29 protein-coding genes, 1 tRNA gene and 2 pseudogenes are annotated in these 25,675 nt (G+C 55.7%); 11 read left to right on the plus strand and 21 right to left on the minus strand.

Annotated features, from left to right (window positions below):
* The 5 genes from JNB85_RS29990 to JNB85_RS31260 all read left to right on the plus strand — a co-directional run.
* Nucleotides 1–2,014: beta strand repeat-containing protein (locus tag JNB85_RS29990; RefSeq protein ID WP_220338044.1), on the plus strand; the 2,014-nt coding region annotated here is incomplete at its 5' end.
* A 178-nt stretch (nucleotides 2,015–2,192) separates the two neighbouring features.
* Nucleotides 2,193–2,603, plus strand: coding sequence for an IS66-like element accessory protein TnpA (tnpA, locus tag JNB85_RS29995; RefSeq protein WP_220338045.1), 411 nt, complete (start codon nucleotides 2,193–2,195; stop codon nucleotides 2,601–2,603).
* Nucleotides 2,600–2,947, plus strand: coding sequence for an IS66 family insertion sequence element accessory protein TnpB (gene tnpB, locus JNB85_RS30000; RefSeq protein WP_034498055.1), 348 nt, complete (start codon nucleotides 2,600–2,602; stop codon nucleotides 2,945–2,947). Before tnpA (JNB85_RS29995) ends, tnpB (JNB85_RS30000) begins: the two co-directional genes overlap by 4 nt.
* Nucleotides 2,948–2,992: 45 nt before the next feature.
* Nucleotides 2,993–4,648, plus strand: a complete 1,656-nt coding sequence (gene tnpC, locus JNB85_RS30005) for an IS66 family transposase (protein ID WP_220338046.1) — start codon at nucleotides 2,993–2,995, stop codon at nucleotides 4,646–4,648.
* Between the two features lie 17 nt (nucleotides 4,649–4,665).
* Complete coding sequence (locus tag JNB85_RS31260) at nucleotides 4,666–4,878, plus strand: transposase (RefSeq protein ID WP_223216653.1); 213 nt, start codon at nucleotides 4,666–4,668, stop codon at nucleotides 4,876–4,878.
* 164 nt (nucleotides 4,879–5,042) lie between these two features.
* On the opposite strand, the gene JNB85_RS30015 is transcribed toward JNB85_RS31260, so the two are convergent.
* From JNB85_RS30015 to JNB85_RS30040, 6 genes are all read right to left on the minus strand, one after another.
* The gene (locus JNB85_RS30015; protein ID WP_220338048.1) at nucleotides 5,043–6,599 is read right to left on the minus strand and encodes a hypothetical protein; all 1,557 of its coding nucleotides are present in this window, start codon (nucleotides 6,597–6,599) and stop codon (nucleotides 5,043–5,045) included.
* The gene (locus JNB85_RS30020) at nucleotides 6,596–7,441 is read right to left on the minus strand and encodes an FkbM family methyltransferase (RefSeq protein WP_220338049.1); all 846 of its coding nucleotides are present in this window, start codon (nucleotides 7,439–7,441) and stop codon (nucleotides 6,596–6,598) included. The genes JNB85_RS30015 and JNB85_RS30020 overlap by 4 nt, the downstream gene beginning before the upstream one ends.
* Nucleotides 7,442–7,469: 28 nt before the next feature.
* The gene (locus tag JNB85_RS30025) at nucleotides 7,470–8,084 is read right to left on the minus strand and encodes an FkbM family methyltransferase (RefSeq protein ID WP_338050385.1); all 615 of its coding nucleotides are present in this window, start codon (nucleotides 8,082–8,084) and stop codon (nucleotides 7,470–7,472) included.
* A gap of 104 nt (nucleotides 8,085–8,188) precedes the next feature.
* Nucleotides 8,189–8,980, minus strand: coding sequence for a class I SAM-dependent methyltransferase (locus tag JNB85_RS30030; protein WP_220338051.1), 792 nt, complete (start codon nucleotides 8,978–8,980; stop codon nucleotides 8,189–8,191).
* Nucleotides 8,981–10,297 carry a glycosyltransferase family 2 protein gene (locus JNB85_RS30035; protein WP_220338052.1) on the minus strand — a complete coding sequence of 439 codons (1,317 nt, stop codon included), beginning with the start codon at nucleotides 10,295–10,297 and terminating at the stop codon, nucleotides 8,981–8,983.
* Nucleotides 10,294–11,214, minus strand: coding sequence for a lysylphosphatidylglycerol synthase transmembrane domain-containing protein (locus JNB85_RS30040; protein WP_220338053.1), 921 nt, complete (start codon nucleotides 11,212–11,214; stop codon nucleotides 10,294–10,296). Before JNB85_RS30040 ends, JNB85_RS30035 begins: the two co-directional genes overlap by 4 nt.
* Nucleotides 11,215–11,572: 358 nt before the next feature.
* Between JNB85_RS30040 and JNB85_RS30045 the strand changes: the two genes are divergently transcribed.
* Nucleotides 11,573–12,628: a Kelch repeat-containing protein gene (locus tag JNB85_RS30045; protein WP_220338054.1), complete on the plus strand. Its 1,056-nt coding sequence runs from the start codon at nucleotides 11,573–11,575 to the stop codon at nucleotides 12,626–12,628.
* An 84-nt stretch (nucleotides 12,629–12,712) separates the two neighbouring features.
* Here the strand turns inward: JNB85_RS30045 and JNB85_RS31010 are convergent.
* The 5 genes and pseudogenes from JNB85_RS31010 to JNB85_RS30070 form a co-directional block, all read right to left on the minus strand.
* Nucleotides 12,713–13,180 (minus strand): annotated as a pseudogene (locus JNB85_RS31010) (IS66 family transposase); the annotation flags it as partial.
* A 100-nt stretch (nucleotides 13,181–13,280) separates the two neighbouring features.
* Entirely contained in the window at nucleotides 13,281–13,436 is a 156-nt protein-coding gene (gene tnpB / locus JNB85_RS31015) for an IS66 family insertion sequence element accessory protein TnpB (RefSeq protein ID WP_220338056.1), read from the minus strand.
* A complete protein-coding gene (gene tnpA, locus JNB85_RS30060; protein WP_338050387.1) occupies nucleotides 13,417–13,845 on the minus strand; it encodes an IS66-like element accessory protein TnpA in 429 nt (142 codons plus the stop codon). The genes tnpB (JNB85_RS31015) and tnpA (JNB85_RS30060) overlap by 20 nt, the downstream gene beginning before the upstream one ends.
* A gap of 44 nt (nucleotides 13,846–13,889) precedes the next feature.
* A complete protein-coding gene (locus tag JNB85_RS30065) occupies nucleotides 13,890–14,039 on the minus strand; it encodes a hypothetical protein (protein ID WP_220338058.1) in 150 nt (49 codons plus the stop codon).
* Between the two features lie 256 nt (nucleotides 14,040–14,295).
* A tRNA-Val gene (locus JNB85_RS30070) sits at nucleotides 14,296–14,371 on the minus strand.
* A gap of 159 nt (nucleotides 14,372–14,530) precedes the next feature.
* Here JNB85_RS30070 and JNB85_RS30075 point away from each other — a divergent pair.
* Complete coding sequence (locus JNB85_RS30075; RefSeq protein ID WP_220338059.1) at nucleotides 14,531–15,145, plus strand: class I SAM-dependent methyltransferase; 615 nt, start codon at nucleotides 14,531–14,533, stop codon at nucleotides 15,143–15,145.
* 14 nt (nucleotides 15,146–15,159) lie between these two features.
* On the opposite strand, the gene JNB85_RS30080 is transcribed toward JNB85_RS30075, so the two are convergent.
* Both JNB85_RS30080 and JNB85_RS30085 read right to left on the minus strand, forming a co-directional pair.
* Nucleotides 15,160–16,185 carry an NAD-dependent epimerase/dehydratase family protein gene (locus JNB85_RS30080; RefSeq protein ID WP_220338060.1) on the minus strand — a complete coding sequence of 342 codons (1,026 nt, stop codon included), beginning with the start codon at nucleotides 16,183–16,185 and terminating at the stop codon, nucleotides 15,160–15,162.
* Nucleotides 16,186–16,587: 402 nt separating this feature from the next.
* Complete coding sequence (locus tag JNB85_RS30085; RefSeq protein ID WP_223216652.1) at nucleotides 16,588–16,911, minus strand: hypothetical protein; 324 nt, start codon at nucleotides 16,909–16,911, stop codon at nucleotides 16,588–16,590.
* A 958-nt stretch (nucleotides 16,912–17,869) separates the two neighbouring features.
* Here JNB85_RS30085 and JNB85_RS30090 point away from each other — a divergent pair.
* On the plus strand, nucleotides 17,870–18,448 hold the full coding sequence (locus JNB85_RS30090) for a hypothetical protein (RefSeq protein WP_220338062.1): 579 nt from the start codon (nucleotides 17,870–17,872) through the stop codon (nucleotides 18,446–18,448).
* 82 nt (nucleotides 18,449–18,530) lie between these two features.
* Here JNB85_RS30090 and JNB85_RS30095 read toward each other — a convergent pair whose 3' ends face one another.
* Together JNB85_RS30095 and JNB85_RS30100 are read right to left on the minus strand one after the other, a co-directional pair.
* Entirely contained in the window at nucleotides 18,531–18,815 is a 285-nt protein-coding gene (locus JNB85_RS30095; RefSeq protein WP_220338063.1) for a type II toxin-antitoxin system RelE/ParE family toxin, read from the minus strand.
* Nucleotides 18,808–18,996, minus strand: a complete 189-nt coding sequence (locus tag JNB85_RS30100; RefSeq protein WP_220338064.1) for a hypothetical protein — start codon at nucleotides 18,994–18,996, stop codon at nucleotides 18,808–18,810. The genes JNB85_RS30095 and JNB85_RS30100 overlap by 8 nt, the downstream gene beginning before the upstream one ends.
* A 154-nt stretch (nucleotides 18,997–19,150) precedes the next feature.
* On the opposite strand from JNB85_RS30100, the pseudogene JNB85_RS30105 reads away from it, so the two are divergent.
* Nucleotides 19,151–19,345: pseudogene (locus JNB85_RS30105) on the plus strand (LysR family transcriptional regulator); the annotation flags it as partial.
* A 348-nt stretch (nucleotides 19,346–19,693) separates the two neighbouring features.
* A complete protein-coding gene (locus JNB85_RS30110; protein ID WP_220338065.1) occupies nucleotides 19,694–19,969 on the plus strand; it encodes a DUF982 domain-containing protein in 276 nt (91 codons plus the stop codon).
* A gap of 314 nt (nucleotides 19,970–20,283) precedes the next feature.
* Here the strand turns inward: JNB85_RS30110 and JNB85_RS30115 are convergent, their stop codons facing one another.
* The 5 genes from JNB85_RS30115 to JNB85_RS30135 all read right to left on the minus strand — a co-directional run bounded on the left by JNB85_RS30115 (nucleotide 20,284) and on the right by JNB85_RS30135 (nucleotide 23,598).
* Nucleotides 20,284–20,613 carry a contact-dependent growth inhibition system immunity protein gene (locus JNB85_RS30115; RefSeq protein ID WP_220338066.1) on the minus strand — a complete coding sequence of 110 codons (330 nt, stop codon included), beginning with the start codon at nucleotides 20,611–20,613 and terminating at the stop codon, nucleotides 20,284–20,286.
* 437 nt (nucleotides 20,614–21,050) lie between these two features.
* Entirely contained in the window at nucleotides 21,051–21,461 is a 411-nt protein-coding gene (locus JNB85_RS30120) for a DUF6862 domain-containing protein (RefSeq protein ID WP_220338067.1), read from the minus strand.
* 120 nt (nucleotides 21,462–21,581) lie between these two features.
* Entirely contained in the window at nucleotides 21,582–21,971 is a 390-nt protein-coding gene (locus tag JNB85_RS30125) for a DoxX family protein (RefSeq protein WP_220338068.1), read from the minus strand.
* A gap of 76 nt (nucleotides 21,972–22,047) precedes the next feature.
* On the minus strand, nucleotides 22,048–22,665 hold the full coding sequence (locus tag JNB85_RS30130; RefSeq protein ID WP_220338069.1) for an NADPH-dependent FMN reductase: 618 nt from the start codon (nucleotides 22,663–22,665) through the stop codon (nucleotides 22,048–22,050).
* Between the two features lie 84 nt (nucleotides 22,666–22,749).
* Nucleotides 22,750–23,598 (minus strand): DODA-type extradiol aromatic ring-opening family dioxygenase, encoded by an 849-nt coding sequence (locus JNB85_RS30135; protein ID WP_220338070.1) that lies wholly within the window; start codon nucleotides 23,596–23,598, stop codon nucleotides 22,750–22,752.
* A gap of 87 nt (nucleotides 23,599–23,685) precedes the next feature.
* On the opposite strand from JNB85_RS30135, the gene JNB85_RS30140 reads away from it, so the two are divergent.
* Nucleotides 23,686–24,066: a winged helix-turn-helix transcriptional regulator gene (locus tag JNB85_RS30140; RefSeq protein ID WP_220338071.1), complete on the plus strand. Its 381-nt coding sequence runs from the start codon at nucleotides 23,686–23,688 to the stop codon at nucleotides 24,064–24,066.
* Between the two features lie 671 nt (nucleotides 24,067–24,737).
* Here the strand turns inward: JNB85_RS30140 and JNB85_RS30145 are convergent.
* Nucleotides 24,738–25,675: AraC family transcriptional regulator (locus tag JNB85_RS30145; protein WP_220338072.1), on the minus strand; the 938-nt coding region annotated here is incomplete at its 5' end.

Consider the following 25,675-nt stretch of genomic DNA (forward strand, 5'->3'; position numbering starts at 1 on the left):
CGATGACACCTATATCGTGGATGCCGCGAGCGACGTGGTCACGGAAGCAGCAGGTGCGGGTACGGACGAGATCCGGACGTCGCTTGCTGCCTATTCGATTGCGGCCCTCGCCAATATCGAGAACCTGGCCTACACCGGGTCGGCAGCCTTCACCGGCACTGGCAACGCTGCGGCGAACGTGATCACCGGCGGTGTCGGCGCCGACACACTGAACGGGGGAGCAGGCGCCGACACGCTGATCGGCGGAGCCGGCAACGACACCTACATCGTGGATGTCGCCGGTGACGTGGTGACGGAAGATGCGGACGCTGGAATTGATACGGTCAAGACCGCGCTTGCGGCCTATACGCTTGCCGACAATGTCGAGAACCTGACCTATACGGGCACGGTGGCCTTTGCCGGTACGGGCAACAGCCTTGCCAACACGATCAGGGGTGCGGCAGGTGCCGATACGCTGGACGGCAAGGCGGGCGCCGACACGCTGATCGGTGGTGCGGGCAACGACACCTACATCGTGGACGTCGCCGGTGACGTCGTGACCGAAGCCGCCAATGAAGGCACGGATCTGGTCAAGACGGCGCTTTCAGCCTATGCGCTGACCAACATTGCCAATGTCGAGAACCTGACCTTCACCGGCAGCGGCAATTTTGCCGGGACCGGCAATGCCTTGGCCAACATCATCACCGGGGGTGCCGGCAACGACGTGCTGGACGGTGGGGCGGGTGCCGACACGCTGATCGGTGGTGCCGGCGACGACACCTATATCGTTGACAGCCTTGCTGACATCGTCACCGAAATTTCCGATGCGGGAATCGATACGGTGAAGGCTGTGTCGTCGGCCTATACGCTTGCCGCCAATATCGAGAACCTGACCTACACTGGGTCAGCGGCCTTCACCGGCACCGGCAATGCCGCAGCGAATGTGATCACCGGCGGTGTCGGCAACGATACGCTGAACGGCGGAGCAGGCGCCGATACGCTGATTGGCGGGGCTGGGGCCGATATCCTGATCGGCGGTGCCGGCAACGACACCTATCTTGTCGACAATCCGGCTGACGTCGTGACCGAGGCTGCCAATGACGGCACGGACCTGGTCAAGACTGCGCTTTCCGCCTATGCGCTGAGCGCCAATGTCGACGACCTAGCCTTCACTGGCATCGGCGATTTTATCGGGACGGGCAATGCCTTGGCCAACACCATCACCGGCGGTGCCGGCAACGATACTTTGAACGGCGGCACTGGCGCCGATATCTTGATCGGTGGCGCCGGCAACGACACCTACATCGTGGATGTCGAGGGCGACGTGGTCACTGAAGCTGCAAGTGCAGGCACCGACACGGTGAAGACCGGGCTCGACCGCTTGACACTTGTTGCCAATGTCGAAAACCTCACTTACATCGGCACCGGCAACTTTACTGGTATCGGCAATGCGGTCTCCAATACGATCATCGGTGGTGTCGGCGACGACACGCTGAACGGCGGAGCAGGCGCCGACACGCTGATCGGCGGGAGGGGCAACGACTTTTACATCGTTGACAGCGCCGGAGACGCCGTTATCGAAAATGCGGGCGAAGGGATCGACCAGGTGCAAACGTCCCTCGCCAACTATACGTTGGGAGAAAACATCGAAAACTTGAGCTCGAGTGCCACCGGCTTCGAAGCCTTTATCGGAACAGGCAATGCGCTCAATAATCGGATTATGGGCAGTCTCGCGGGGTCGAATACGCTGACAGGTGGCGCCGGAGACGACGTCCTTTTTGGTGGAATAGCTGCGGACTTTTTCGTCTACGAGCCGAATTGGGGGCACGACACGATCATGAATTTCGAGGTGGCTGGCGGGGCACATGATACGATCAGGATCGATCACACGATCTTCGCCGACTGGGCGTCGCTCCTCGCCGTATCGATCCTGTCAGGCAACGACACGATCATCACAGCTAATGCTGACAACACCATAACGCTGAAGAACGTGGCCGTTTCGAGCCTGCAGTCGGCGGATTTCCAATTTGTGTGACCTTCGCTCGGACCTCCCGACAGGGCCTCCAAAAGAGAGTGAGCGTCCAGTGAGTGGATTTTGGCTAGATGTTTGATCCCGACGGGTGGCGAGCCACAATGTAAGCCCACGGTGAAGGCCGTCTTGCGATAGAGGGCTGCTGACTGCCAGTCCTAGTGGTAACACTAGGAGTAGTCATATGACGAAGCATCCAATTGAGGTTATCACGTCGGTAGAGCGCCGTCGTCGGTGGTCACGCGAAGACAAAGAGCGCCTCGTCGCGGCCTGCTTTGAGACGGACGCGGTGGTCTCCGAGATTGCCCGCGCGGCCGGTATACATGTCAGCCAGTTGTTCCGTTGGCGCAAGGAGCTGTGCCGGATCGAAGAGCCGAAGACCGAGACGGCAACCACGTTGGTGCCGGTAATCGTATCGGAGACCGCGCCGGCAGTCTCTCTAGTTCAACCGGAACCGCCCACCACATCCCATCCTCGTCGGAAGCGCAGCGATGTAACGATTGAGCTTGGTCGTGGTAGACGCGTACGCGTGGATAGCGATATCGACACGGAAGCGCTTGGGCGCATTCTCGATTGCGTGCTGGGTCGTCGATGATCCCGGTCCCTGCTGGTGTAAAGGTTTGGTTGGCAACGGGCCATACCGACATGCGCAAGGGCTTTCCAGGTCTGTCGTTGATGGTGCAGGAGGCGCTGAAGCGTGACCCTATGTGCGGGCACCTGTTCGTATTCCGCGGTCGCGGTGGCGGTCTGATCAAGGTGATCTGGCATGACGGCCAGGGAGCCTGCCTGTTCACAAAGAAGCTGGAGCGGGGCCGCTTCATCTGGCCGTCGGCAGCCGATGGGACGGTGGTGATCACGCCTGCGCAGCTTGGCTATCTGCTGGAAGGCATCGACTGGCGGATGCCGCAAAAGACCTGGCGGCCGACGTCGGCCGGATGAGCAAAACCACTGGAATGACGGGGTCGAATATGATTCCATCCTGTCATGAGCGATGCGACCGAAGAGCTTCCGGACGACCTTGCCAGTGCGCTCGCACTGCTGGCTCAGGAACGCGCCCGTCGTATTGCAGCCGAGACAGAAGCAGCGAGCGCCAAGGCTGAAGCCGCCAGCGCAAAGGCGCTCGTATCGCATTCCGAAGCGCTGATTGCGCGGTTGAAGCTGGAAATCGACAAGGTTCGCCGCGAACTCTACGGCAGTCGGTCTGAGCGTAAGGCGCGGCTCCTTGAGCAGATGGAATTGCAGCTCGAGGAACTGGAAGCAGACGCCGGGGAGGACGAACTGGCGGCGGAGATCGCAGCCAAGGCCTCAGCCGTCAGGGCCTTTGAGCGCAAACGTCCGTCACGCAAACCGTTTCCCGAACACCTGCCGCGCGAGCGCGTCCTCATCGCCGCTCCTACGACTTGCGCCTGCTGCGGATCGGCTAAACTGTCGAAGCTTGGTGAGGACATCACCGAGACCCTGGAGGTCGTCCCGCGTCAGTGGAAAGTCATCCAGACGGTGCGGGAGAAGTTCACCTGCCGCGAGTGTGAGAAGATTACGCAGCCACCTGCACCCTTCCATGTGACGCCCCGCGGTTTTGTAGGGCCGAACCTGCTGGCGATGATCCTGTTTGAGAAGTTCGCCCAGCACCAGCCGCTCAATCGCCAAAGCGAACGCTATGCCCGCGAGGGCATCGACCTCAGCTTATCGACATTGGCCGACCAGGTCGGAGCATGCGCCGCGGCGCTGAAGCCTATCCATTCACTGATCGAAGCGCACGTTCTGGCCGCCGAGCGACTTCATGGCGACGACACGACAGTGCCGATCCTGGCGAGGGGAAGGACCGATACCGGTCGCATATGGACCTATGTTCGGGATGACCGACCATTCGGCGGGCTTTCACCGCCGGCCGCGCTGTATTACGCATCGCGGGACCGGCGACAGGAGCATCCGGAACGCCATCTGAAGACCTTCACCGGCATTTTGCAGGCGGACGCCTATGGCGGCTACAATCCGCTGTTCAAGGTTGACCGTGATCCTGGCCCGCTAAAGCAGGCACTCTGTTGGGCACACTCGCGGCGCAAGTTCTTCGTGCTCGCCGACATCGCGGCGAATGCCAAGCGTGGAAAGAACGCTGCGCCGATCTCGCCCATGGCACTGGAAGCCGTCAAATGGATCGACGCCTTGTTCGATATCGAGCGGGAGATCAATGGTTTTGCTGCCGATCAGCGTCTGGAGCGCCGCCGCAAAGACAGTCAACCGATCGTCAGTGAACTGCACGACTGGCTTCAAACCGAGCGAGCAAAGCTGTCGCGTAGTTCTCCAGTCGCCGAGGCAATCGACTACATGCTCAAGCGTTGGGACGGCTTCACGTCATTCCTCGGCGACGGCAGGATTTGCCTGACGAACAATGCCGCCGAGCGAGCGCTCAGAGGCTTCGCACTCGGCAGAAAGTCGTGGCTATTCGCCGGATCGGATCGCGGCGCGGACCGTGCCGCCTTCATGGCTACGCTGATCATGACAGCAAAGCTCAACCACATCGATCCGCAGGCGTGGCTTGCCGACATTCTCGCCCGCATAGCCGACACTCCGATCACCAGGTTGGAGCAACTGCTTCCTTGGAACTGGACACCGTCTGCTATCCGCGCTCAAGCGGCCTGACCTGCGGCCTTCACCGTATGCTTACGCCACAATGTCGATGGTCGACGGAACTGAAGCTTTCGATATTGCAAGAAGCGTTCAGCGCGGATGGCACCGTTTTGGATATCGCGCGTGGGCATGAAGTTCTTCCGCAGCAGATTTACGCTTGGCGAAAGAAGCTCTGCCGAGCACTGACCGATGATGGTTGCATGCTCGCCATCCCCGTCATGCCAGCTCGTTATGCCCGATAGCACTCGGCACTACAATACGCGGCTCGGTCAAGGCGTAACCGGGACACCGCTTACGGTGGTCGTCTCGTGATCGATCGAGAACTTGAAGAACGCTACGGGAGGTACCCGGCCGGAGCAGATGCTTCCATGGGATTGGATACCGGCAGCCAGCCAACCGTTGACGCTCAAGCAGCATGACCTGCGGCCTTCACCCCAAGCTTACGCAGCAACCCGTTAATCGGATATGTAAACGATATTGAGGTAACGATGAAATACAGAGGTAGCAACGGGACAGAATAGCGTGGATTTCCGAGCGGAAATTCGTATGCAACGGCAAAAGCAGGAAGAACAGCGCATAGGAGAAGAATGCCGACACTCCTCGCCCTGATCACCAAAATCCCCACGCCGATTAACGCCAACATCAGCCAAAAATCCGGCGGGGATCGACCGAGATACAGCGGGTCACGCAATCGCGCATCAAACGTAGATATGTGCTGTCCAAACGCTGCATAGATTTTGGCGTTCGAGCTACCGCCGAAAGGAAAGACAGCGGCCTCAGCATCAGAAGAGGGCCCGAAAAATCGCTCAAAAATGGTTCGATAATCAGAGTCTGTCCAACTTTGCCAAAGATAGTACGAATAAAGGTGATCGAAAAACATTCTCGGCGAATAGGCGGGAAAGACTTCATGTCTCTCCGGAAGTAGCATGACTGGCAAGATCGCGCCGATTGACGCCATACCGTAGAGGATCTTGTTAGATTGGACCCCTAAACCATCCCAGCCAAGCGCCCTCGCTAATTTCCAAGATCGCTGATTGATTTCGGCATTCGACAGCCCATCCGAGCGCCACTTTTCTGCAATCTTCAGCGCGTCGTCCATAGTCACGCCGCGTCGGAGCATGTCACTAGGTTCGAGCGTCGGAGGAAGGCCGGCTCGATCAAACAGCCTTGTCACTTCAATCGAAGGAGCTCGATTGGCCTGAGACCCCGAAATGAGAAGATTTATACCGCCGCTTGGCAGGAAGAACTGCCCGGTCTGAGCATATCGGTATGCCGGAAATAGCAAAGTCGAAATTGCTGATATGGCGAATAGTACTAGGGTCCATCTGGAGAAAAGAAGCCGTTGTGTTATTAAACTGCAGAACAACATCGATGCGACGATCGCACCCCAGTAGCTTCTAAACTGAGTTATAAACACGATCACACCCAAAACGAAAACGACATTTCTTTTTACGTTTGGGCCGCCTCGCACGATGTTAACGCAACACGAAAAACCGATCAAAGCCAAAGAAGAAGTGCATGATTCCGTGAGAAGCGCATTATGAAAAGATTGGTAAGCAGGAAGCAGCAAAAGCAGTAGGGTAGATACGATGTGCACGGGTGACGGCCAAAGGCGGGAAATCATTCGAAATGCAACGATTAGGGCGGCTGCCGCCAATGCATGCTGAAACATTGCCAGGACGGGCCATTGCCATGAGACCGGCAATTCATCAATTGAAAGCCAAAGTATGGGAACTCCGGGACCAAGATGGCTAAATACCCATTGTCCTACAGTTCCATAAAAGGTCTGAATGCCATCAGGTGACCCGATGGCAGTCGCTAGAGAAACGTAATCCCTGGAATCGATCCAAAAAGTCGCCCCAAACACCAGAAGCGCATAGGCGTGGATAGACACAATAAGGATGCAAACTGGCAACTCTATCCTTAGTAGCTGGTTAGCACTGTTCCTTTGCAAGGTCATCAACTAAGCGGCTCTGCCAGGACGTTCATGCCGCCACCCTGAGGAATGGCCTTTCGGACAAGGTCTGCATTCTGCGGGAGGACTTTGCCGGATTCTACAGATCGAATTCGGTAGCCATTTCTCCAAAGGATATTGAGAATTTCGTCGAATTTTTCTGGACTTTTGGCGTAAACATACGGCGCCAGCTCCAGCATAATTTGGGGGCGAGATGTCGACAAGACCTCCGCGGCACCTAGCAGAACATCCAGTTCATTTCCGTCGACGTCCAGCTTTATAAAATCAATTCGCCTGCCGAGGCTCTTAACATAGAGATCGACAGTGTTCATCGTTGCACCGTCAGTGGACATCAGGCGGCCAAAATGCTCGCCATGCAGGTCATCTGCGCTTTCTAGCGGCCAACTCGAGTAAATTGATGACGGCAACGCACTTTTGAGATCGCGCATAAGCATCATTTGGTTGGCCTCGATCCTAGATGCCAGATCAGGATTCAGCGCAATATTAGCCAACTGTTTTCTGAACGCGTTTGCCGTTGGCTCAAATGAAATAACCCGACCCGACGGCCCGACTAGTTGGGCCAACGGCAGCGCGTGCGCTCCCACATTGGCGCCGATGTCCAGAACAACATCTCCTTCACGAATCAGTTGCGCGTACCTGGTTAGCGTCCTGACTTCAAAGCCGCCTAGCAAGAAGATTGCGAAATCGATCCCCTCCCTCAAATCTAGGGACCAGACGATGCCCCTGCGGACGACCTTCACCTCTTCCGGCTGACCGAAGAGCCTGCGCCATGCAAGCACGACCGAGGATAGAGCGCGAGCAATTTTGATCTTCGTTTCAGTCGCCAACATATAATATACAACGTCCTCAGGATTGCGGTTATTTTCTATATATCAGCACGTTGCTGTAACTGTTGGCCGATGAGAAATCCAGTTTTGATGCAACAAACTCCTCATCGAGACTCGTTATAGCGGCGATGGAAAAACCGAGTGATTTCAAATAAATAAGGACACTTTCCGGTGCGACCGATGCCTTCTGCAGTCCGTAGGGCCAGAACTCCATCAAGATCTTAATGTCACGGTTCTCGGTAAGAACCCTCTGCGCACCCGTCAGGACACTCATCTCGAAGCCCTGAACATCCAATTTGATAAAATCCACACGCTCGTTCGCCGCAACGAGGTCATCTAAGGCGACCATCCTTACGACAATACTCTCGCGCCCGTCGCCGCTGTCAAAAGTCCTATGGTCAACGTTCATCTCATTAGACTTAAAAAGAGCGACCTCGCCACTTGTTTCGCCGGCCGCCGCGTGAACTGCCTTTACGTTGGCCAGACCTCCAACATTCTCCAAGAGTCGCTTGAAATTCACAGGATCAGGTTCCAGCGCTGTGACGAATCCACACGAACCGATCAGTTCAGAGAAGAACCTCGTATAGGCACCTATGTTCGCCCCGACGTCAATAACTCTTGCATCTGGCTTTATGATGCTTCGCACAATATAACGTTCCCGGCGATCGGCAAAAGCTTTCCACCGCGTATAAAGCCGATAATAAAGCGGATAGCATCCTGAATAAAGGTGGTTGGCCAACCGAAATAACATCATCGCCTAGTCTCTCCTGACGAGGGCAAGTCGACAATGAGAAACGATGCAAAGAGTTTCGGAAACAAGTTTGCAATCGCCCGATCTATCGGGAATGCCAGACGGTACAACGATTGAGGAACTGGCAGACGGTGAGATATACCTCCAGTCGCCATGTAGGAAAGCGCAGTGTAATAGGAAATCTTAGTTGCCGATAGATCGTAAAGTCCGTCGAGTCGCTGCAACCAGTCTCTGCGCCTGCAGAATATCAAATAAGGAATAGCTTGATTTGATGTCGATAAAGGTCCTTCTATTGAGCTCAGCACTGGCTCGTCAACCGTCAAATCGACAGGTTCGTGGTGGAGGTATCTGTATAACGGGTATGACATTGCGGAAACAAAAGGCTCGACCATGACAACGCGTCCCCCTGGTCTCAACTTCCTTGTGGTGCCGCGGAGGAAGCGAATGGGATCTCGGAGGTGATGCAAGACATTAGTAAGTGTCACAACGTCCAGGCTGTGATCCTCGATCATGTCGAGATCTGCAATGTCATGGCAGTCAAAGACCAGGTCCAAGTAATCCAAGCGCAAGATATCTGACGTAATTACCGTCGGGAAGAACCGCTTCAGGGGCGAAGTGCCGCTCCCTATCTCCAGTACGTTCTTTGTTTCGAATTGCGGATCGGCTCCGAATAGCTGAGAATATAGCCGCTCATACCAATACATAAGATTAGCGTTAGAATTCAGTTTCTCACGGTTGGAAAGCGTCAGATCGAGATCATGCTGATAGAGACGGGTAGAGACGTCGCTCATCTAGAGAAACTTTATCTTTCTCGCTGCGAACAGCAGCATTGCAAGTAGGATTGCGCCATGACGCCAACGCGAAATGTTGGTATCGCCATATACTCGCTCGCGATAGGAAATTGGCACCTCGATAATTTTCAAGCCCATTCTGGCTGCCCCAAAGATAAGGTCGAAATCGCCGAACGGGTCGAAGTCACCAAAATACGATCTGTTTGATGCCAATTTAAGATAATTGGCCTTTGTAAGTACTTTCGTTCCACAAAGCGTATCTTTGTATCTTTGACTTAGAACAAACGAGAATGCGAGTGCAAAAAACTTGTTACCGAGCAGGTTGAAAAAACGCATCGCGCGCTTTTCCATAGGATAAACCAGACGTGAGCCATTTATAAACTCGCCCTTGTCTTCAATTATGGCTCTATAGAATTTCGGCAAGTCTTCTGGAGGGACGGTGATATCTGCATCTAAGATCATCAGGATCTCATTCCGCGCCATAGCGAAACCCTTTCTGACGGCGTCTCCTTTGCCCTTGCCGTCTTGCTGGGCAATCTGAATGCGATGTGGCCCGCCATATGACTTCGCTACACGCTGTATGGTCTCCCACGTATTATCTGTCGAATTGCCCTCGATGAATATGATCTCGTCATTTGGTCCCATTCGAGGCATCCGGCGCAAAATATTCTCGATGTTCCCCGCCTCGTTTCTGGCCGGAACGACAACGGTGACAGATGGCTGATCGTCCATTGGGGATGTCGCTTTAGGTCGAGCAACAGCGATATTCAGAAGACAGAAATTCCGAAAGAAAGGTAACGGTGCGATAAAACGGTTTGCCAGCTCTCCAAACAATGGCACATAAAGCGGAACTAGGATCTTCTGGTCCGCGCGGACAAGCTCAAAATTCTCTAACTCGAGAAGATTCTTGACGTCCTCGTGTGCGAGCCAATTCGTTTCGGCAACCTTGCTTCGCCACCCAAACCTTGACGCCAAAGAAGCGAGCGGTTTCCACAATGAACTATAGTAGGTCAGAATTAAGCGGGTATCGCTTTGGCATAATGTTCGTACTTCAGCGAGCAGTTTCTGGATATCGCGTTCGTAGTGAACTAGGCCACTCACCAGAATGAAGTCGTTCGAGCTCGACCTTACCTGTTCGACCGTCTTTACGCTAGCGCCTTTGGACCACGCCGGCACATCACTCCGGAAGCACAGGTGGCCATTGGGCAGTGTTGCGGCGAGTTCGCTGTTGGCGGGGTCAATCTCGACGACAGAGTTTGTATCAAGGATGAACAATGAGAGGTAGCGACGCAGCGTAGAATAGAAATATTTTTTCATTTTTTCTCCATCAGACGAAGCTGCACTCTCCTTTGGCTGCCAATAATCAGCGCAGGAACCGAATAGGTAACTAAAAAAAGAAAGTGAATGGCAGTTCCGAGAACAAGTCCCTCTGACGCAGGCCGGCCGAGCAAGAGAAATGCGGAAACAACGGATGCATGGAACGTGCCTACGCCCGACGGGGCTGCTGGGATCATCAACCCCAATGCTCCAGCGAACAGAACCAATAACGCCTCGCTGTAAGTCAGTGGAATCCTAACCATATGCGCGATTGCGATATAGGAGCCCACATAAAGCGAGAGCCACATCGCAAGCGTGAGAAAACTGGGTATGATGGTGGCGGAAAACGTGAGCTTGATCTTCATGTCGCGCACAACACTATCTAGGCTCGCCCTAATCCAATGAGGCGCTCTAGTCCAATCTAAAATCGCGTGCGACATGATCAAAAACCGTTCGGCGAAGAACATGATCATAAAGTAGATTGCCAATACGGCGATGAACCCCGCGGTAGAGAAAGCCAACATGTACCGCTCGACAGCTAATGAAGAGCTTGAAACTCCCGCTAGAATGCCGATCAGAAAAATCGTCAAGAGATCTACATACTTCTCCACCGCCAATCGGCTCATTATCTCAGAGTACGGCATTGAGGCCTTTCGGTGGCTGTACCATCCGCGCAAAAGGTCGCCGCCACGGGCTGGTAGCAGCATATTGCCGCCGAGCCCGATAAGGGATGACAGTGCGGCATCGGCGCCCTTCAATCGAAAGTCCAGGAGGATGCTCCAACGTAATCCATAAACAAGCACAATGCCTGCCGCGAACAGCGAATAAATAAACGCCAGCGCGGGCGACGCTCCGGCGCTTAGCATTTCGATGGCATGCTGCACGTCAACGAACATTGCTAGGATAACAATGGCCACTAGGCTTACTGCACCGGAAATCGACGCCCTGATAATCTTCCCCTTGCTTATGTCTAAGCACTCCCACGTCGCCGAGCGACCCAATGAAATAAACCGCTGTCATCAATAAGCAGTTCGGCCGGAAGTGGCGAACGACCACAGCGTTAACGCCTCTGCTACTATCATTTCACGACGCCCGATCAAGGGCCTTAACTATGCAACCACAACCTTAGTTCGCGTCTCAGCAGACAAAGCGCGCGCGAGATCGTCCGTCACGCAAGACCTCATCTGCATATTTTGGGGACAGTTTAGGATGGAGGGGTGAGTGCAATCGAGACCGTTGATAGGATGGCCCCCGTGATATTCAAGGAACTCTCGCATGCGTCCATTTTTTAGAAAAGTTATCTATCTCTGTCTTTTCCTCGTATTCGCACTCGGTCTTTTCGTAACCTGGTTTGTCGGAGGCTTCCCTGGGCTACCAGGTCCGACTTTGAAGCGGATCGCTGTCGCCGATTGGCAACCACGTGACTCCGCTGGTGAATTTGTATTCAAGAATAAGCTCTGGATTTTGGGCGGTTGGAAAACCAATCCGCCTGAATTGCTTCAGGATGTTTGGAACTCCGTTGATGGTGTCAAGTGGAACCTCGTTCAGGCGAAGTTGCCATTCCATTACACAGACCTGCCGATGTCGATTGTTTTCAAGGATCGAATTTGGGTGATGGGTGGCACGACACTTTCTGATCCTGCAAACCCAGCCACCAACACGGTTTGGAACTCCGAAGATGGAGTGAACTGGAATAAGGTCCAGCAATCTGCGGCTTGGAGCCCGAGGACGGCGACGCCTATTGTGGAGTTGAATGGCCGGCTATGGATTCTTGGCGGCCTCGAATGGGTTAACGGCAAGCAGACGCTCAAGAATGACGTATGGAGTTCGGTTGATGGGATCAATTGGGTAAAGGCAACCGAACACGCAGCATGGACGCCGCGCGCGTTTCACGGCGCAATTGCCTATCAAGGCAAGTTGTGGGTGTTAGGAGGTGGATCCTACACTCCAGACTATGTCGCACTTAACGACGTATGGAACTCTGAAGACGGCGTGAACTGGACCAAAGTTGCAGATGCACCTTGGCACGGCAGGATATGGTTTTCCACTGCCGTATACAATGGTTACATGTGGATGATCGGCGGATGGAGCAAGGAGACTCTCAACCGCAACGGCATCTGGTATTCAGCTGATGGCTTGAATTGGAAGCGTCTGGTGCTCTCAAATACCTGGCGGGCGCGACATGAACAGTCGACGTACGTTTACGATGGAAAGATAATACTTGCGGGAGGGCACGCCGACCCACTGACCAATGAGGTGTGGGAGCTGAATGTGCCGTCCTACTGGCTCGCGATCGATCGGCTCGCAGACAAAATCATACCGTGGCGTTAAGGATTAGCATAACCTGCCACTGAACTTTCAATGTAAGCGCGGTTTTCGCTGCACGTTGACGCCAACCCGTTGATTGGCATCGGATCAACGTTTGGAACCGTATTGTGTCAGGCGGCTTCTGGCGAAGTTGAGCGGCAGCAGGTCGACGATGTCGGCCCTTTCGTCCGGCTGGGGCACCCCAGTGAGCACGTGGCGCAGCCAAGAGAGTGGATCGACGCCGCAGGCTCGGCAAGTCAGCATGAGACTGTAGATCACGGCGCTGGCCTTGGCTCCGTCGGCGGTATCGCTGAACAACCACGATTTTCTTCCGGTGGCAAAAACCCTGATTTCGTGTTCCAGAATGTTGTTATCGATCGGCACGCTGCCGTCGCGGGTGTAGCGTGTCAGGTAATCCCATTGGTTCAGGGTGTACGAGACGGCGTCGCCGAGCTTGGTATCCGGCACGACCTTCGGCGCGATGTTGTCGAGCCACATCTTTAGAGCGTTGAGGACAGGCAGGCTGTGCTGTTGGCGGAAACGGCGAATGCAGTCGACCTCCGTCTCCCCAGCATCTACCGGCACCTCGCGGCGCGGCCATCTGAACTTGTCCTCAGTCAACCGCTTCAGGATCGGCACAAAGCCGGACCGGTCGAAGAACAAAAGCTTCACCCGGTCACGACGGCGATTGCAAAAAGGCAAAAACCGCAGGAGCAAAGGGATCCAGCGCCATCGTCTCCTGGACCAGGACAGCAAGGCTGTTGATGCCGGCCCGAAAGTCGATCGGCTCGCGATGCAGGTAAACCTTGAGATCAGCGCCAAGTCTGAACATGACCCAGCGCTCCGATGATTGCCGTCAATGCATCTACGTCACCGCATTCCAACGTCAGCTTCACGCCGTTCGGCAGTGACGCGCTCACCTTCGCTACAGAGGGCAGCGGCCGGTTCCTCTCTGCTTTCGGAGGCAGCTCTTCACCAAACTCAAACTCGTCGCTGGCCGCAGTGATTTGCACCGGAATAAAAGACGATGTCGAAGACGGCGGCGACGCAAGCGGCTGGGTATGTTTCCGTATCCACTTCCAAACGAGGTTCGCGTTGCCCCCGTGTTCGCGCGCGAGCTTCGATACAGATGCGCCAGGTTCAAGGCAGGCCGCAATAAGGCGATCTTTCGAACTTTGATCCAAACGGCGTCTCCCATTCCGACCGACCAGCCGCACGGCAAGCTTTTGACCTTCTTCCACTTGGTGTCCACCTATTTTGGTGGACACCTCATGCCAAAGCTCATTCAATTGCAGAAGGTGCGGGGAAAATCGCGCTTACCTTTCAATCTGGCCGCGATCATGCCCCGCCGGGTGGTGTAGGTGGCGGTAACGAAGCCGCTCGCGAGCGCGCCCTCCACAGCGCCGTAACGAGCGGGCGGCGAAGCGGTGGTCATCGATGTTCTTCGGTAGGGTCGGGTTGCTGAACCAACCTGATGGAAAGACCACCGATGACCGACGAGATGATGAACCTGCGCTCGCTTGTCGAGAAGAGCGCCGATGCGTTTTTTTAAGCGAAGGTAAGGGGGCGTTTCGGGCTCCCCTTTAAAATCAATGGGCATTTTGGGCGCGCAGGTGAGGGAAAGCGGACAAATCCAAACATCAGCAAGCAATTGTAATCGTTGCTAAACGGCCAAAATTTTATGAAAATCATGGTGGGCGATGAGAGACTCGAACTCCCGACATCCTCGGTGTAAACGAGGCGCTCTACCAACTGAGCTAATCGCCCTCGATGCTCTGTGTCATCGTTCGGTGCAGCGTCTCTAGCGATATTGAGAAAGAACCGCAAGCCTCTTTTTGAATTTCCGAGCAATTTGCTTGTGCGCGCCGCTCTTCCCCATGGCGTGCATTGTCTGTAGACGTGCGTCAGCAAGAACATGGAGCGAAAATGACGACGCGAGAGCAGCGAGCGGCCCTTCGACAGAGCACGCCCCGGACCTTTTTGGATTACGCTCATACGGAAGAGGCGAGACTGCTGCCTGACCGAGGCAAGCTTCTCGACAAGCTTCCCAAGGGCGGAATCGTCGCTGAGCTCGGCGTTGCGGAGGGGGAATTCAGTGAGCAGATTCTTGCACGCAGCCAGCCCCGCCAGCTCTATCTCGTAGACCCATGGAATATGGACCGCTATTCCAAAGGTCTCAAAATCATCAATAGCAAATTTGGGTCCGAGATCGCTGAAGGCAGCGTCGTGATCCGGCAGGGCACGTCGCTTGATATGCTGTCCCAGTTCGATGATGAGACCTTCGATTGGATCTACATCGATACCGATCACTCCTTTGCTCTGACATGGGATGAACTGCTGCTGGCCAACCGAAAAGTGAAGCAGGATGGCAGGATTGCCGGCCATGATTTCTGCACGGGTAATACGATCAAGCCCGTCGTCTACGGGGTTGTTGAGGCGGTCAATAAATTCTGTGTCGAATATGGCTGGCGCTTCGAGTTTCTGACACTCGAGCCAGATGCGCACTTCTCCTACTGTCTCAAACGCATTGGCGCGTTGTGATAGCCGCCAGCCGCTTATGTATCGATCGTGCCCAATTCCCGCTCGGCTTCCAGATACCACTCGATGAAAGCCCTAGCACCCTTTTCCAAAGGGGTGTTCGGCTGATAGCCTGTTAGGGCCAAAAGAAGATCGGGGCTTGCGAAGGTGCGTGGCACATCGCCCTTTTGCATGGGAAGCATGATGCGCTTTGCCTTGTGCCCCATCGCATTCTCTACATTCTCAACGAAGTCCATGAGGCTGACCGGTTGTCCGCCGCCGACATTGACGATGCGGAAGGGGGCTCGATGCGAAAGGGTTTCAATTTCTGTGTTAGGGACGCGGTTTGTTTCTGACGGAATGACGTCTGACAACCTGACCACGGCCTCGACTAGATCGTCGATATAGGTGAAATCGCGGCTCATGTTACCTTTGCCGTATATCTCGATCGGTTTGTCCTCGATCATGTTCTTGACGAATTTGAAGAGCGCCATGTCGGGTCGGCCCCACGGGCCGTAGACCGTGAAGAAGCGGAAGGCTGTCGTTGGGATCTTATAGAGATGCGAATAGCTGTGCGCCATCAACTCCATTGACTTCTTGGTGGCTGCATAGAAGCTCAGCGGCTCGTCGGCACGGTCGGTTTCGCGGAACGGGACGGTCGTATTGGCGCCGTAGATCGATGAGGTCGAAGCAAGCATGAGATGGCGCAACTCGATGCGGCTTGCCAGCTCCAGAATGTTCCAGGAACCCTCGATGTTCGAACGCAGATAGGCCTGCGGATTTTCGATGCTGTAGCGCACACCGGCTTGTGCTGCCAGATGAATGAGAACCTCTGCCTTCGCAGCTGAAACGGCTGCTTCCAGCGCCGTCTTGTCTTCGAGCATGGCAATGACCGGGCGGAAGGCAGGGTATTGCGCCAGGGCCGCATGACGCATCTCCTTCAGCCTGACATTATAGTAGGGTGTCAGACCGTCGAATCCTGTTACCTCATGCCCATCCTGCAACAGCCGGCGAGCCAGATGAAAGCCGATGAAGCCTGCCGTTCCTGTAATGAAGTAGCGCATTTCTACCCTTCTCTCGGTCTCCTGCCTGTGGCAAAGTTACCGAATCCCTATTCGATCGCTCCACTTACCGGATAGATGCTCCTGAGATCAACAAAGACCCGCATCTTCGGGTTTTCAAGCAATCGAGATCGCACTGCCAGTGCCGCCTCGGGTACAGCGCTCGCGCTCGGGACAGGGCGTGTGGAACATTGCTTAGACAATCCTCAAACGGGTGGTTGTTGATCTTCAGTCGGATCCCGCCACTTTTCGACAAGAGCCCGAACAGGCGTTCCTCACAGACCGTTGCGACGGTTGTGAGCAAAACCTTCACGCTCGGCGAGCCAAGCCAATTGCTCTGCCCTGATTGCATATCTCGGCGATTAGGCGCCTCACACACCGAAATTGTGACGGCGTGACTGTATTTCATCGCTTGAGCACCCAGACGGTCTTGCCGTTCTGCGAGGCTTCGATGCCGGTTTTCGTCCGGGTCAGTTGAAGGCATTTTTCAGCATCCCCCGGCCGCGCCGTTATGCAAATTCCGCCTGGAGCCGCTCGCCATGTCGGGCTTATGCTGACCAGGCTGTCGCTGATGGTTCCACCGCCATTCGGACGGAACACGAGGATGTTTGAGGCTTTGCGTTTGACGACAACCATTTCCCACGGCTTGCCGTCGGCGATGACGCTGGAGAGAGCTTCTTCGGCTCGCGCCGGTGCGCCGGCAAAAACCGTAAGGAGGATCAATGGCATGAGAACTCGGCAAGGGGAGCCGTCGCGTAGCAATCGGGCTGTGCGCATTTACATGTTCCTTCGGATGAATATGACCTCTAATGGCAGGTCGCGATTGAGGGGCAAAATTGAACTCGACGAACGTGGCCACGCCTTCCGCCGATGGTGAATTGTCGCGATATTCTCCAACACTCTCGGCGATGTCATCACCAGAGTTGTTTCGATTTGTTAAGGGCGCCGGGCCGCATATCCTCGCATGACCGTCATCCGACGCAATCATGCCGCATGTCTGCAGTTGCGCGGGTCGGCACGATCGCCACGTATTGGAATATTCCACGAGTCTTTTTGACATCGTCGCAGCGCAAGCCGCTTCCGAGATCAGAATGAGCATCACGATCAGACCGCCAAGGAGCGCACCGAAGAGGATCGTCGCGAAGAACAGGTTTGCGAGGCCGCGAAGCATGGTCTTGCGCGTCATGGCTGCACACTGAGCCGTCTTGCAGGTGTGAACCACGCCTGACTCGGTTCCACGTCGGCCACTCGTACACGGACTGTAGACATGGACGATCCTTCGGTTATTTCTGAGGATGACGATGATCGGCCGTCGCCTGGTGCCGGGCGTGTCGCAGGCCGCATCGAGGATCACGGCGGCAATTTCAATGGATCCGATAGCCACCAGCACTACAGCTGGTCCTGCCGTCCTTTCTAAAGCCAAGGCGCCAAGGAGATCGACAATCCTCCTGGTCGCGAGACAGGCGGAGACCGCGCCGGAACTCGCGGCATTGCTCTGCCCGGCTGCTCCTCCGACCGCAGGGAGCGTCAGATCCTGACCATCTGGCTGAATGGCGAGCTACCATGTTGACAAGTGCCCGACCCGCCCCAGGGAAGACGTCGCAGGAAGAGACCTGATGCAACATTCTTTCCTTTGCACAGAGACATTGTATTCTGATGCGGTGGACACTTCGGCTTGAGGATGAGCATGCCTGTCGACCGTTTCGAAATTCGTTCTAAGACCGGATCTGGGCTCACCAGCCAACCCGGCGATCTGAAGCGTCAGGTCAGAAGATTCCGAACGGGTTGGCGCCATCTGGGGGGCGTGGCGCTCGGCGTGATCATTGTTGCCGCGTCATCTTTGAACTCGCCAGCATCTGCTGCCAATGTTCTCGAACGGTCGATTGCGGCAGCCCAGCCCTGCAAGCCTTTGAAGGTCAGGCAATCTGTTTTAGGCGTCAAGGTCGAACTGGGCATCGACAAGCTCGACTTCGTTAAGGTCGACACGCTTGAAATCCGGGTCTCCGGAGATTTGGCCGAGGCAAGCGCGGTCGGGACACTCGCCTGCAGGACATCGGACGATGCCCCCCTCCAGGGCGGTTTTTCGGCAAAGGCTCGAATTCACCTGCAGGCAAATCTTGCCACCTGCGTCATGAACGCAAGTTCGATCGATATCGTCGCGGCAGAGGGAGAGTTCGGCGACGTTGTCACGACGTTCGAACCCGAGATTTCGGCCGCCCTTCGCAACGGCGTGGAGAAGGCGCTGAAGAAGCTCTGTGCGAGCTGAAATTGCAGCGAATTGGCGAAATAGTGATCGGCTGCAGGCTGGCGGCCTCCCAACCGAGATCCGTGTGCCGCGGCGCGCGTCGTCAACGGAGATAGTGGATGTGCGGCCGGGCGTGATAGATAGTAACTATTTCAACACGTTTACGCACACGGTAAACTGCGATGTATGGTGTCCCGGAGACGACCAACTCACCAGCCGTTTCATCCCGCCCAGGACGGCCTATCTTTGGGTGATAGGCAAAGGCCGAAACTGTTTCGACGATCCGGCGCACGACATTTCCAGCCGAACGAGGGCTATCGAAGGCGATGTAAGAACCTATCTCATCAAGGTCTTGAAGTGCCGTTTTCGTCCAATGAATTTCATCCATTCGGAATGAATTTTTGAATGACGGCTTTTACCTCTTCAGCGGAAGCAAAGCGGCCTGCATCGGCGTCCTTCAACCCGGCTTTGATCTTTTCCGCCTGCCATGCACGCACATCAGCTGTCGCTTCCTGCAAGGGTGGAAACGTAGCATCGTCAAAAGATAGGGGCTTATGGTTCGTGCTCATGACTCTCAGTATCACGAATTTAGTCCACTTCTAGCAACAGATTTTCCCGAATGGATTCTAGTTTGCAAACACGTCCAGCACGAAAAATGGCAAATTCCAGGAAACGCATTACCTAAGGCGGCTCAAGGGGCGCTATCGCCGCGCCAAAAACGGAATTGAGGCCGGTCTTGGCGTGGGCTTCGTGCCGGAATGGACGCAGGATCTGCCCAACCGCCGCTTCGAACTCAAGAAGGTGAGGGGCATCGATTTCAAGATCGGGCTCGGTGTCGCCTGGAACCGGGAAGACCCGACCGCCGGCCGTGCCGACATCATCGATATTGCGCGGTCGCTGGTGCGGGCGGGCAGGTAAGGGCCGACGTCTTTATCGCAAGCGCCACCAGCCGCGACGCCGGCCGGGAAGTGGAACACTCGGTCGCGGGCAGTCTGTCCTGCCCTCCTTCGGACCGCTATCGCTGATGCTCCTGAAACTGACCTCTCTCGCGCCCTCCTGTGACGCGAATTCCCGCTTTCCCGCACCTGCGGTGCGGCCGCTAATGCTGAACGCTCCGATATGCTTCTTTGTCTCTTGGTTCGATCCTTCCCGGATCGAGGGCTGCGCTCTGGTTTTCCGCTTTTCAGTCGATTCCGCGATGAGCGACTCGACTCAATCGAATCGCGTCCCATGTGACTCTGCCGAGACATCGAAAGGTATTGCGTCATGGACAATCTTCAGACACCGATCCGTCCGCTGCAGGTCGAGATTGACGGGGTGGCGAAATATCGTCAGGCCCGCAGCGTCGAGGATCTCGCCGCCTTCCTGCTCAGCGAAGAGTGGCCGCATCTCGAAAACGATCCCGCCGCATTCCATCACGCGCTTGCGACCTCGATGGACGCAATGCAGCTCTATCTCGATCCGGAAGTGGCGCGCCAGGCGTTCGTCGAGGCAGCTCACGCTTCGCGAATGCATATCCTGCCGGACGATACGGCCGAATGAAAAACCTATTGAGCGATAACATAAGCCCCGCCGACGCGGGACCCAACCTGATCGCAATTAGGACACCGATGTTTTGTCGTGGCCGCGATATGCTGACCTTATCTCTGAGCTAGCCAACGTTCATTACGACAATGTCGCTATTTTTATCTCCGGCAGTACCAATTAGCCTCCCCATTAGGACGACATACCTAGGGATCTCCAACCAGGGGCTTACCCCGAGCCTTCCATGCCTCATCGACGAAGGCTAAAGCGTCATGGCCCCTGGATTCAAACAAGACGCCATTCTCCGTCCGGTCGATTCAGATGGCGAAATATCAGATCGAGGAAGGAGAAGCGGGAGGCTGAGGTTCAGAGGATAAGAGCAAGGAATGCACTCGTTGCAACCACACTTGGCCATTCAATCCGAGTGCTTGGTAGTCGTACTCACACCCCAAGGCCGCTAGAATCTTTTCAATTTTCAATGGGTCCCCATTGACCAGCTCCAATAGGTGGTCAATCTCGGCTATCGTTGCTTCAATCTGATTGACAGGCTCCGCTCGACGGAAAGCCGCGATGACCTCCGCATCGCTGGCTCCTTGGATATCCCAATCCTGGTGGAAATATCCGCCCATTAGTTGTTCTAGTTTTTCAAACCGTTCTGTCATGGAACTGGGAACCCAAAGGCGGCCGACGAGCCCGCTCTGAGGCCTGAGCGTGTTCCGCTATCAGGCTATTGAAATACGTTGCGTAGCAATAGAAGAATAGCCGCGCCACAGCAATTTGCGAGACTATCGGCGTATCGATAGATCAACTTCAACTTTTCGAAATTTAGACCTGAGCCAATCCGCGACAACGTCCGCCTAAACAACCAGCCATTCGAGTTTCTCGTATTCGGTTGGTCCTAAACCGATAGACTTCATGAAATCGTTTAAATAACAGTAGTAGCCGGCCCCAGGTACCTCTGACCAACGAGCGGGTCCAATTTCGCTTTCATTTAGCCATGTCTCTTCAGATTCTTCGCATACGAAAATAGTCTCACCGGTCGTTTTTACACGGACAGGAACGACCCAACCTTGATTGCAGTTGGGACACCAATGTTTTGTCATGGCCACGGATATGCTGACCTTATCTCTGAACCGCCAACGTTCATCACAACAATGCGGATATTTGTCTCTCCGGCAGTACCAATCACCTTCCCCATTGAACAGCCGGTGCCCGAGTACCCGGTGTTGCGGCAATCGACATAGGCCTTCTGTTGCTGCTGGTCCTTTGACTCCAACCGTGCCTTTTCAGAGCACGCAGCCTGGTCTCCCTTGGTGCATGCAGCCTTGGCCTCGTTAAGCTTGTCGTTATCGGCGTGGTTGAGATAGTTGAAGTTGACGTTGTCAAGAGCCGTTGCCCCGCCTGTCTGACCGCCGACGGCAACCCCGACGGTGGCAGCCACCCACTGGGTGATCGCGCTCTTCTGCTCCTCGGTAAGGTTTGGGTTGGGTTCCAGCACATCCTGCAGCACGCCGTTGGCAATCTAGTCCGCGCCGTCGGCATTCTGGTTCGCGCGCCTTGAGGCTTTGGCGCCCGTCAGAGGTTGCCCGGCAGAACCGGGAAACCGCGTTTGGGTCTGTGGTCGCTCCGCTCAGGCCCGCCCTCGCAGGTTTGCCAGCGTGTCACGCTGAAGATAAACGAGCAGCGCGAGCAGCGCACCGATCACGACTACGTGAATCCAGTCCACGTGCAGAATTGCGACCTGTGCGACGAGCGCGCCCAGATCCACGACAAGCAGCAGTATGGCGCCTAGCGCCGACCAACGCGGAACGAGGATGGCGAGTCCGCCGATCAGCTCCAACAGTCCGGTGAAATACCGGAACCACTGGCCAAGGCCCACGGTCTCGAATTCGGCGACCATGTTCGGTTGCCCGCTCAATTTCATGAATGAGAAGAACAGGAAGGCAAGTCCGAGCACCAGCCGCAGCGCCCATATGCCGATCTGGGCGGCTCGGCTCTGATGTTGCAGGGTGGTTTCCATATCTGGGGTCCTCCGGTTGAATGAGCCTGGCCGCCGATGAGACAGTCTTCTGTCAAAACGGCGGCGCGGCGGTTTCTCAGGCGGCCGTTTCGGTCGCGGCTGCGGCATCGACCGCCTTGGCTGCCATGGTTGCTTTCGCCCACCAGGCAAGATCATCGAGCGCGGCTTTCGCAGAGGGAAGCAGCCCGGCTTCGATGTCTTCGATCGGCTTGTTGCCGCCCATCGGGAAAATGGCCATGAAATCACTGCCACCGATATGCACGGCCGCGCGGGTGGGGACCATCTGCAGTTCCACGCCGATGGTCCTCAGATGCTCGAGCGCGCGCGAGCCGCCGGTGCTGCCATAGGCGATGGCGGTGAAGGGCTTGCGATTCCATTCGACGTAAGCCTGGTCGAGCGCGTTCTTCAGCGCGCCCGTAATCGAGCGGTTGTATTCCGCCACGACAAAAATGAACCCGTCATACTGCCCGATCGTTTCCTGCCAGCGAACGGCCGCGGAGTCCTTGCTCGGCATGCGGGCATTGGAGGCAACTTCGGCAAAGAACGGCAAGGGATGCTCGCGCAGATCGACGATCTCCACGTCCATGTCGCCGCGTGCCCGGGCCTGCTTGAGCATCCATTGCGCCGGCTTGTCGGCGAAGCGGGTCGGCCGCGTCGAGCCGATGATGAGTGCGATGAGTGGCTTCCTCGCCATGAGGTTTCTCCCGATAGGTAACATTACAATACTAGATTACAATTTGTTTGTTCCTCCACAAGGAGGCACTTTTGCGTTATCAAGTTACCGGTCTGAAACTGCATCCGGGTCTTCGGGGGCCGAGCCGAAGCGGTAGCTCGATACGGTAATAGAACCCATGAAGTCCGTCTGATGGTATACGCGCGTGGCGCCGTCGGAACCGGCTGCACCGGCAGCCACCATCAGCGGGATCAGATGATCTTCCTCCGGATGAGCCGCTCGTGCCGCTGGGGCCTCGGCCCAATGCAGGAGACGCTCGCGGCGTTCTTCCGCCGTCGTGCCCACCAGTGCTTCGTTCAGCCAGCGGTCGAACGTGGCAGATGCCTGTGCGCCGAGGCCGCTACGCATCCCGCGCGTATCGTGAAAACTGAATCCGCTTCCAATGATGACTACGGCTTCGTCACGCAGCGGCGCGAGGGCTTCACCGATCGCGAAGTGCACAGCCGGGTCGTAATCATGGCGAATGGAAAGCTGCACGAGAGGCATGTCAGCTTCCGGATACATCGTATGCATCACCGTGAATGTCCCGTGATCGAAGCCCCGTTCGGGATCGAGGTCCGACGAAACGCCGGCGCTTGTCAGCATGGACGAGACCTTTTCAGCCAGCAGCGGGTCGCCCGGTGCATCATAGCGGATGCGATAGGTGTGTTCCGGGAAGCCACCATAGTCGTAGACCAAGGGCGGGCGCTCCGAAGACGACAGCAGAAACCGATCAGCTTCCCAATGCCCCGAAATCATCAGCACAGCCTTCGGAAGGGTTCCAAGCTCCTGTCGCACGCGAAGAAGAGAAGCCTCGAGCTCGTCATACATGGTGCCGCGTTCGGCTTTCAGCCATGGCCATGGTCCACCGCCATGCGACAGGAAATAGGTCGGTAAACGCGTATATCGTGTCATAATCGTATTCCTTGGCAATCATTTACTTCTTGGTTTCTCACTGAAACCAGATTACAATTTGTTGCCAAAAACTCACAAGGAGGCACTTTGCAGACACCTGATTACAAAACGGAAACCGCGAATTGCGTCCTGATCGGACGTCTTCTGTCGCGAGTGACGGACAAATGGACGGTGCTCGTCGTGCGTGTGCTTGGCCGGGGACCGCATCGGTTCAATGCTTTGCGCCGCGAGGTCGGAGAAATCAGCCAGAAAGTTCTGGCCAGTACGTTGCGCGATCTCGAGGAGAACGGTTTCGTATCGCGGACCGTGACGCCCGTGAACCCGCCGCAGGTCGAATACGCGCTGACCGATCTCGGTCGGGAATTCTTAGTGCCGATTCGAGGTCTCGCAGAATGGGTTCTTCAGAATGCGGCGCGAATCGACGAGGCACGTTCAAACTTTGCGTTACGGGGTGGTGCGGAAGAGTAACCGTGCGACACTGGCTCATCGCCGAAGCTATGAAGCAGCTTGTTCGCGAAAGCGCCGGGCATGGTCGATCAGCGCACGCAGCTTGGACTCGATTGAGTCTGGAGCCTAGCGATTGGAATCAACAGATCGCAGTATCCCCGCCGCGCACCGCCGCGGCCACTTTGCTGGCGCTCGCATCTAGCGGCGCGAGTATTTTAAGTTTGAAGCGTTCTTCGGCGGCTTCGTAAAGATGACAGCTGCGAAACCGCCTGTGAGCTCCCATCTTATGCGATATGTTGTAACATGACAAAATTGTTCGTTGATGCATGAAGATGCTTTCGCGGCTTGAAAAGACGTGCCTTTGGTGGTTTCACGAGGCAGGACTGTCGCAGATATCGCTTCGCTCGAGGGCAAGACCGTCCTGGAAATAGAAAGGTGCCTGCAAAGTGCTGCACTGAACGCGAAATCATCGACGAAGGCACTTCAGAAGGCGACCTTCCTGATTGATTGAGCGTCCCGTCGACCTGGTTTCAATGGCCTGATAGCCATCCTTAGAATATTCAGATTACCGTATCACTGGGCGACCTCCCGATCTAGTCGGTTGCGCTCTACGCCGTCGGCACGGAGCCGATTGCGGCCGTAGGCTGCTCGTGATCGACGGAGCCCGTGGCTCTCCACCAGTGCTGGCACAGTTATGTGCGTCTGAGCGGCCGGAATTGGCTTGGCGTTTTGTTCCGCGATTTGCGCATGTGCGAAGTGAGGTGGCTTTGGCTGGAGAAACCGCTCAGATAGGCAGCTTCTGCCACGCTCATACTTTCGTCTGCGAGCAGGCGCTCGGCGTGATCCAGGCGAAGATTGAGGATGTATTGATGTGGAGACTGCCCGAAGGTTGCCGTGAACGCTTGCGTGAAATGGCCCTTCGATAATTTTGCAAAACTTGCGAGTTCGGCGATCGACAGCTTGCGGCTGTAATTCTCATCCAGAAAGTCCTGCACGCGCCTTGCGGCCAGCGCAGACAGTCGGCCGCGGGTGTCGGGTTTTGTGACAGTGCCGCTATAATTTCGGAGCAAATGGATGCCGAAAAGCGCGATCAGCGAATCGAGATAAAGGTCGTTTGCCGAATTTTCCCGCAGAAGCTCCTCCTTCACCAGCCTCGCCAGATGCAAAGCATGGAGATCGGGTTGCCTGGAAACCCCCGGTCGCAGGTGCGGCGAAGCAGGTGAGGCTTCGCTGTGCGCCAATTCCTGCAGATTAGCGAGCGGAATCGAAACAATGACTGTTTCGCCCGGCGACGACCAGTTCAGGCGGCATGCGGTGCCTGCCGGATGGATCGTAACTGTGCCCGGGAGGGCGTCGATGGTCGGTAGTTCATCCGGCCCGAACACAAGGTTGATGCCCCGCGAGGGTATCAGAGAAATAGCCGCCATATGACTATTCACTTGATATGCAAGAGACCCTGCGGACGTTCGTTTCGAATACGCAACACCGCCTTTGAACGTGATCACCCTTGGACCGGCTGTTTCCGGAATAATATCCAACGCATCATGCGTAACACTGGGCTCTCCATCGATTGGATGCCCGCTAATCTCGGCGCCTTCAAGCATCACCCGGCTTGCCCACCCCTCGGTTC

This window comes from Rhizobium mesosinicum, assembly GCF_019511345.1.
GTDB lineage: Bacteria > Pseudomonadota > Alphaproteobacteria > Rhizobiales > Rhizobiaceae > Rhizobium > Rhizobium mesosinicum.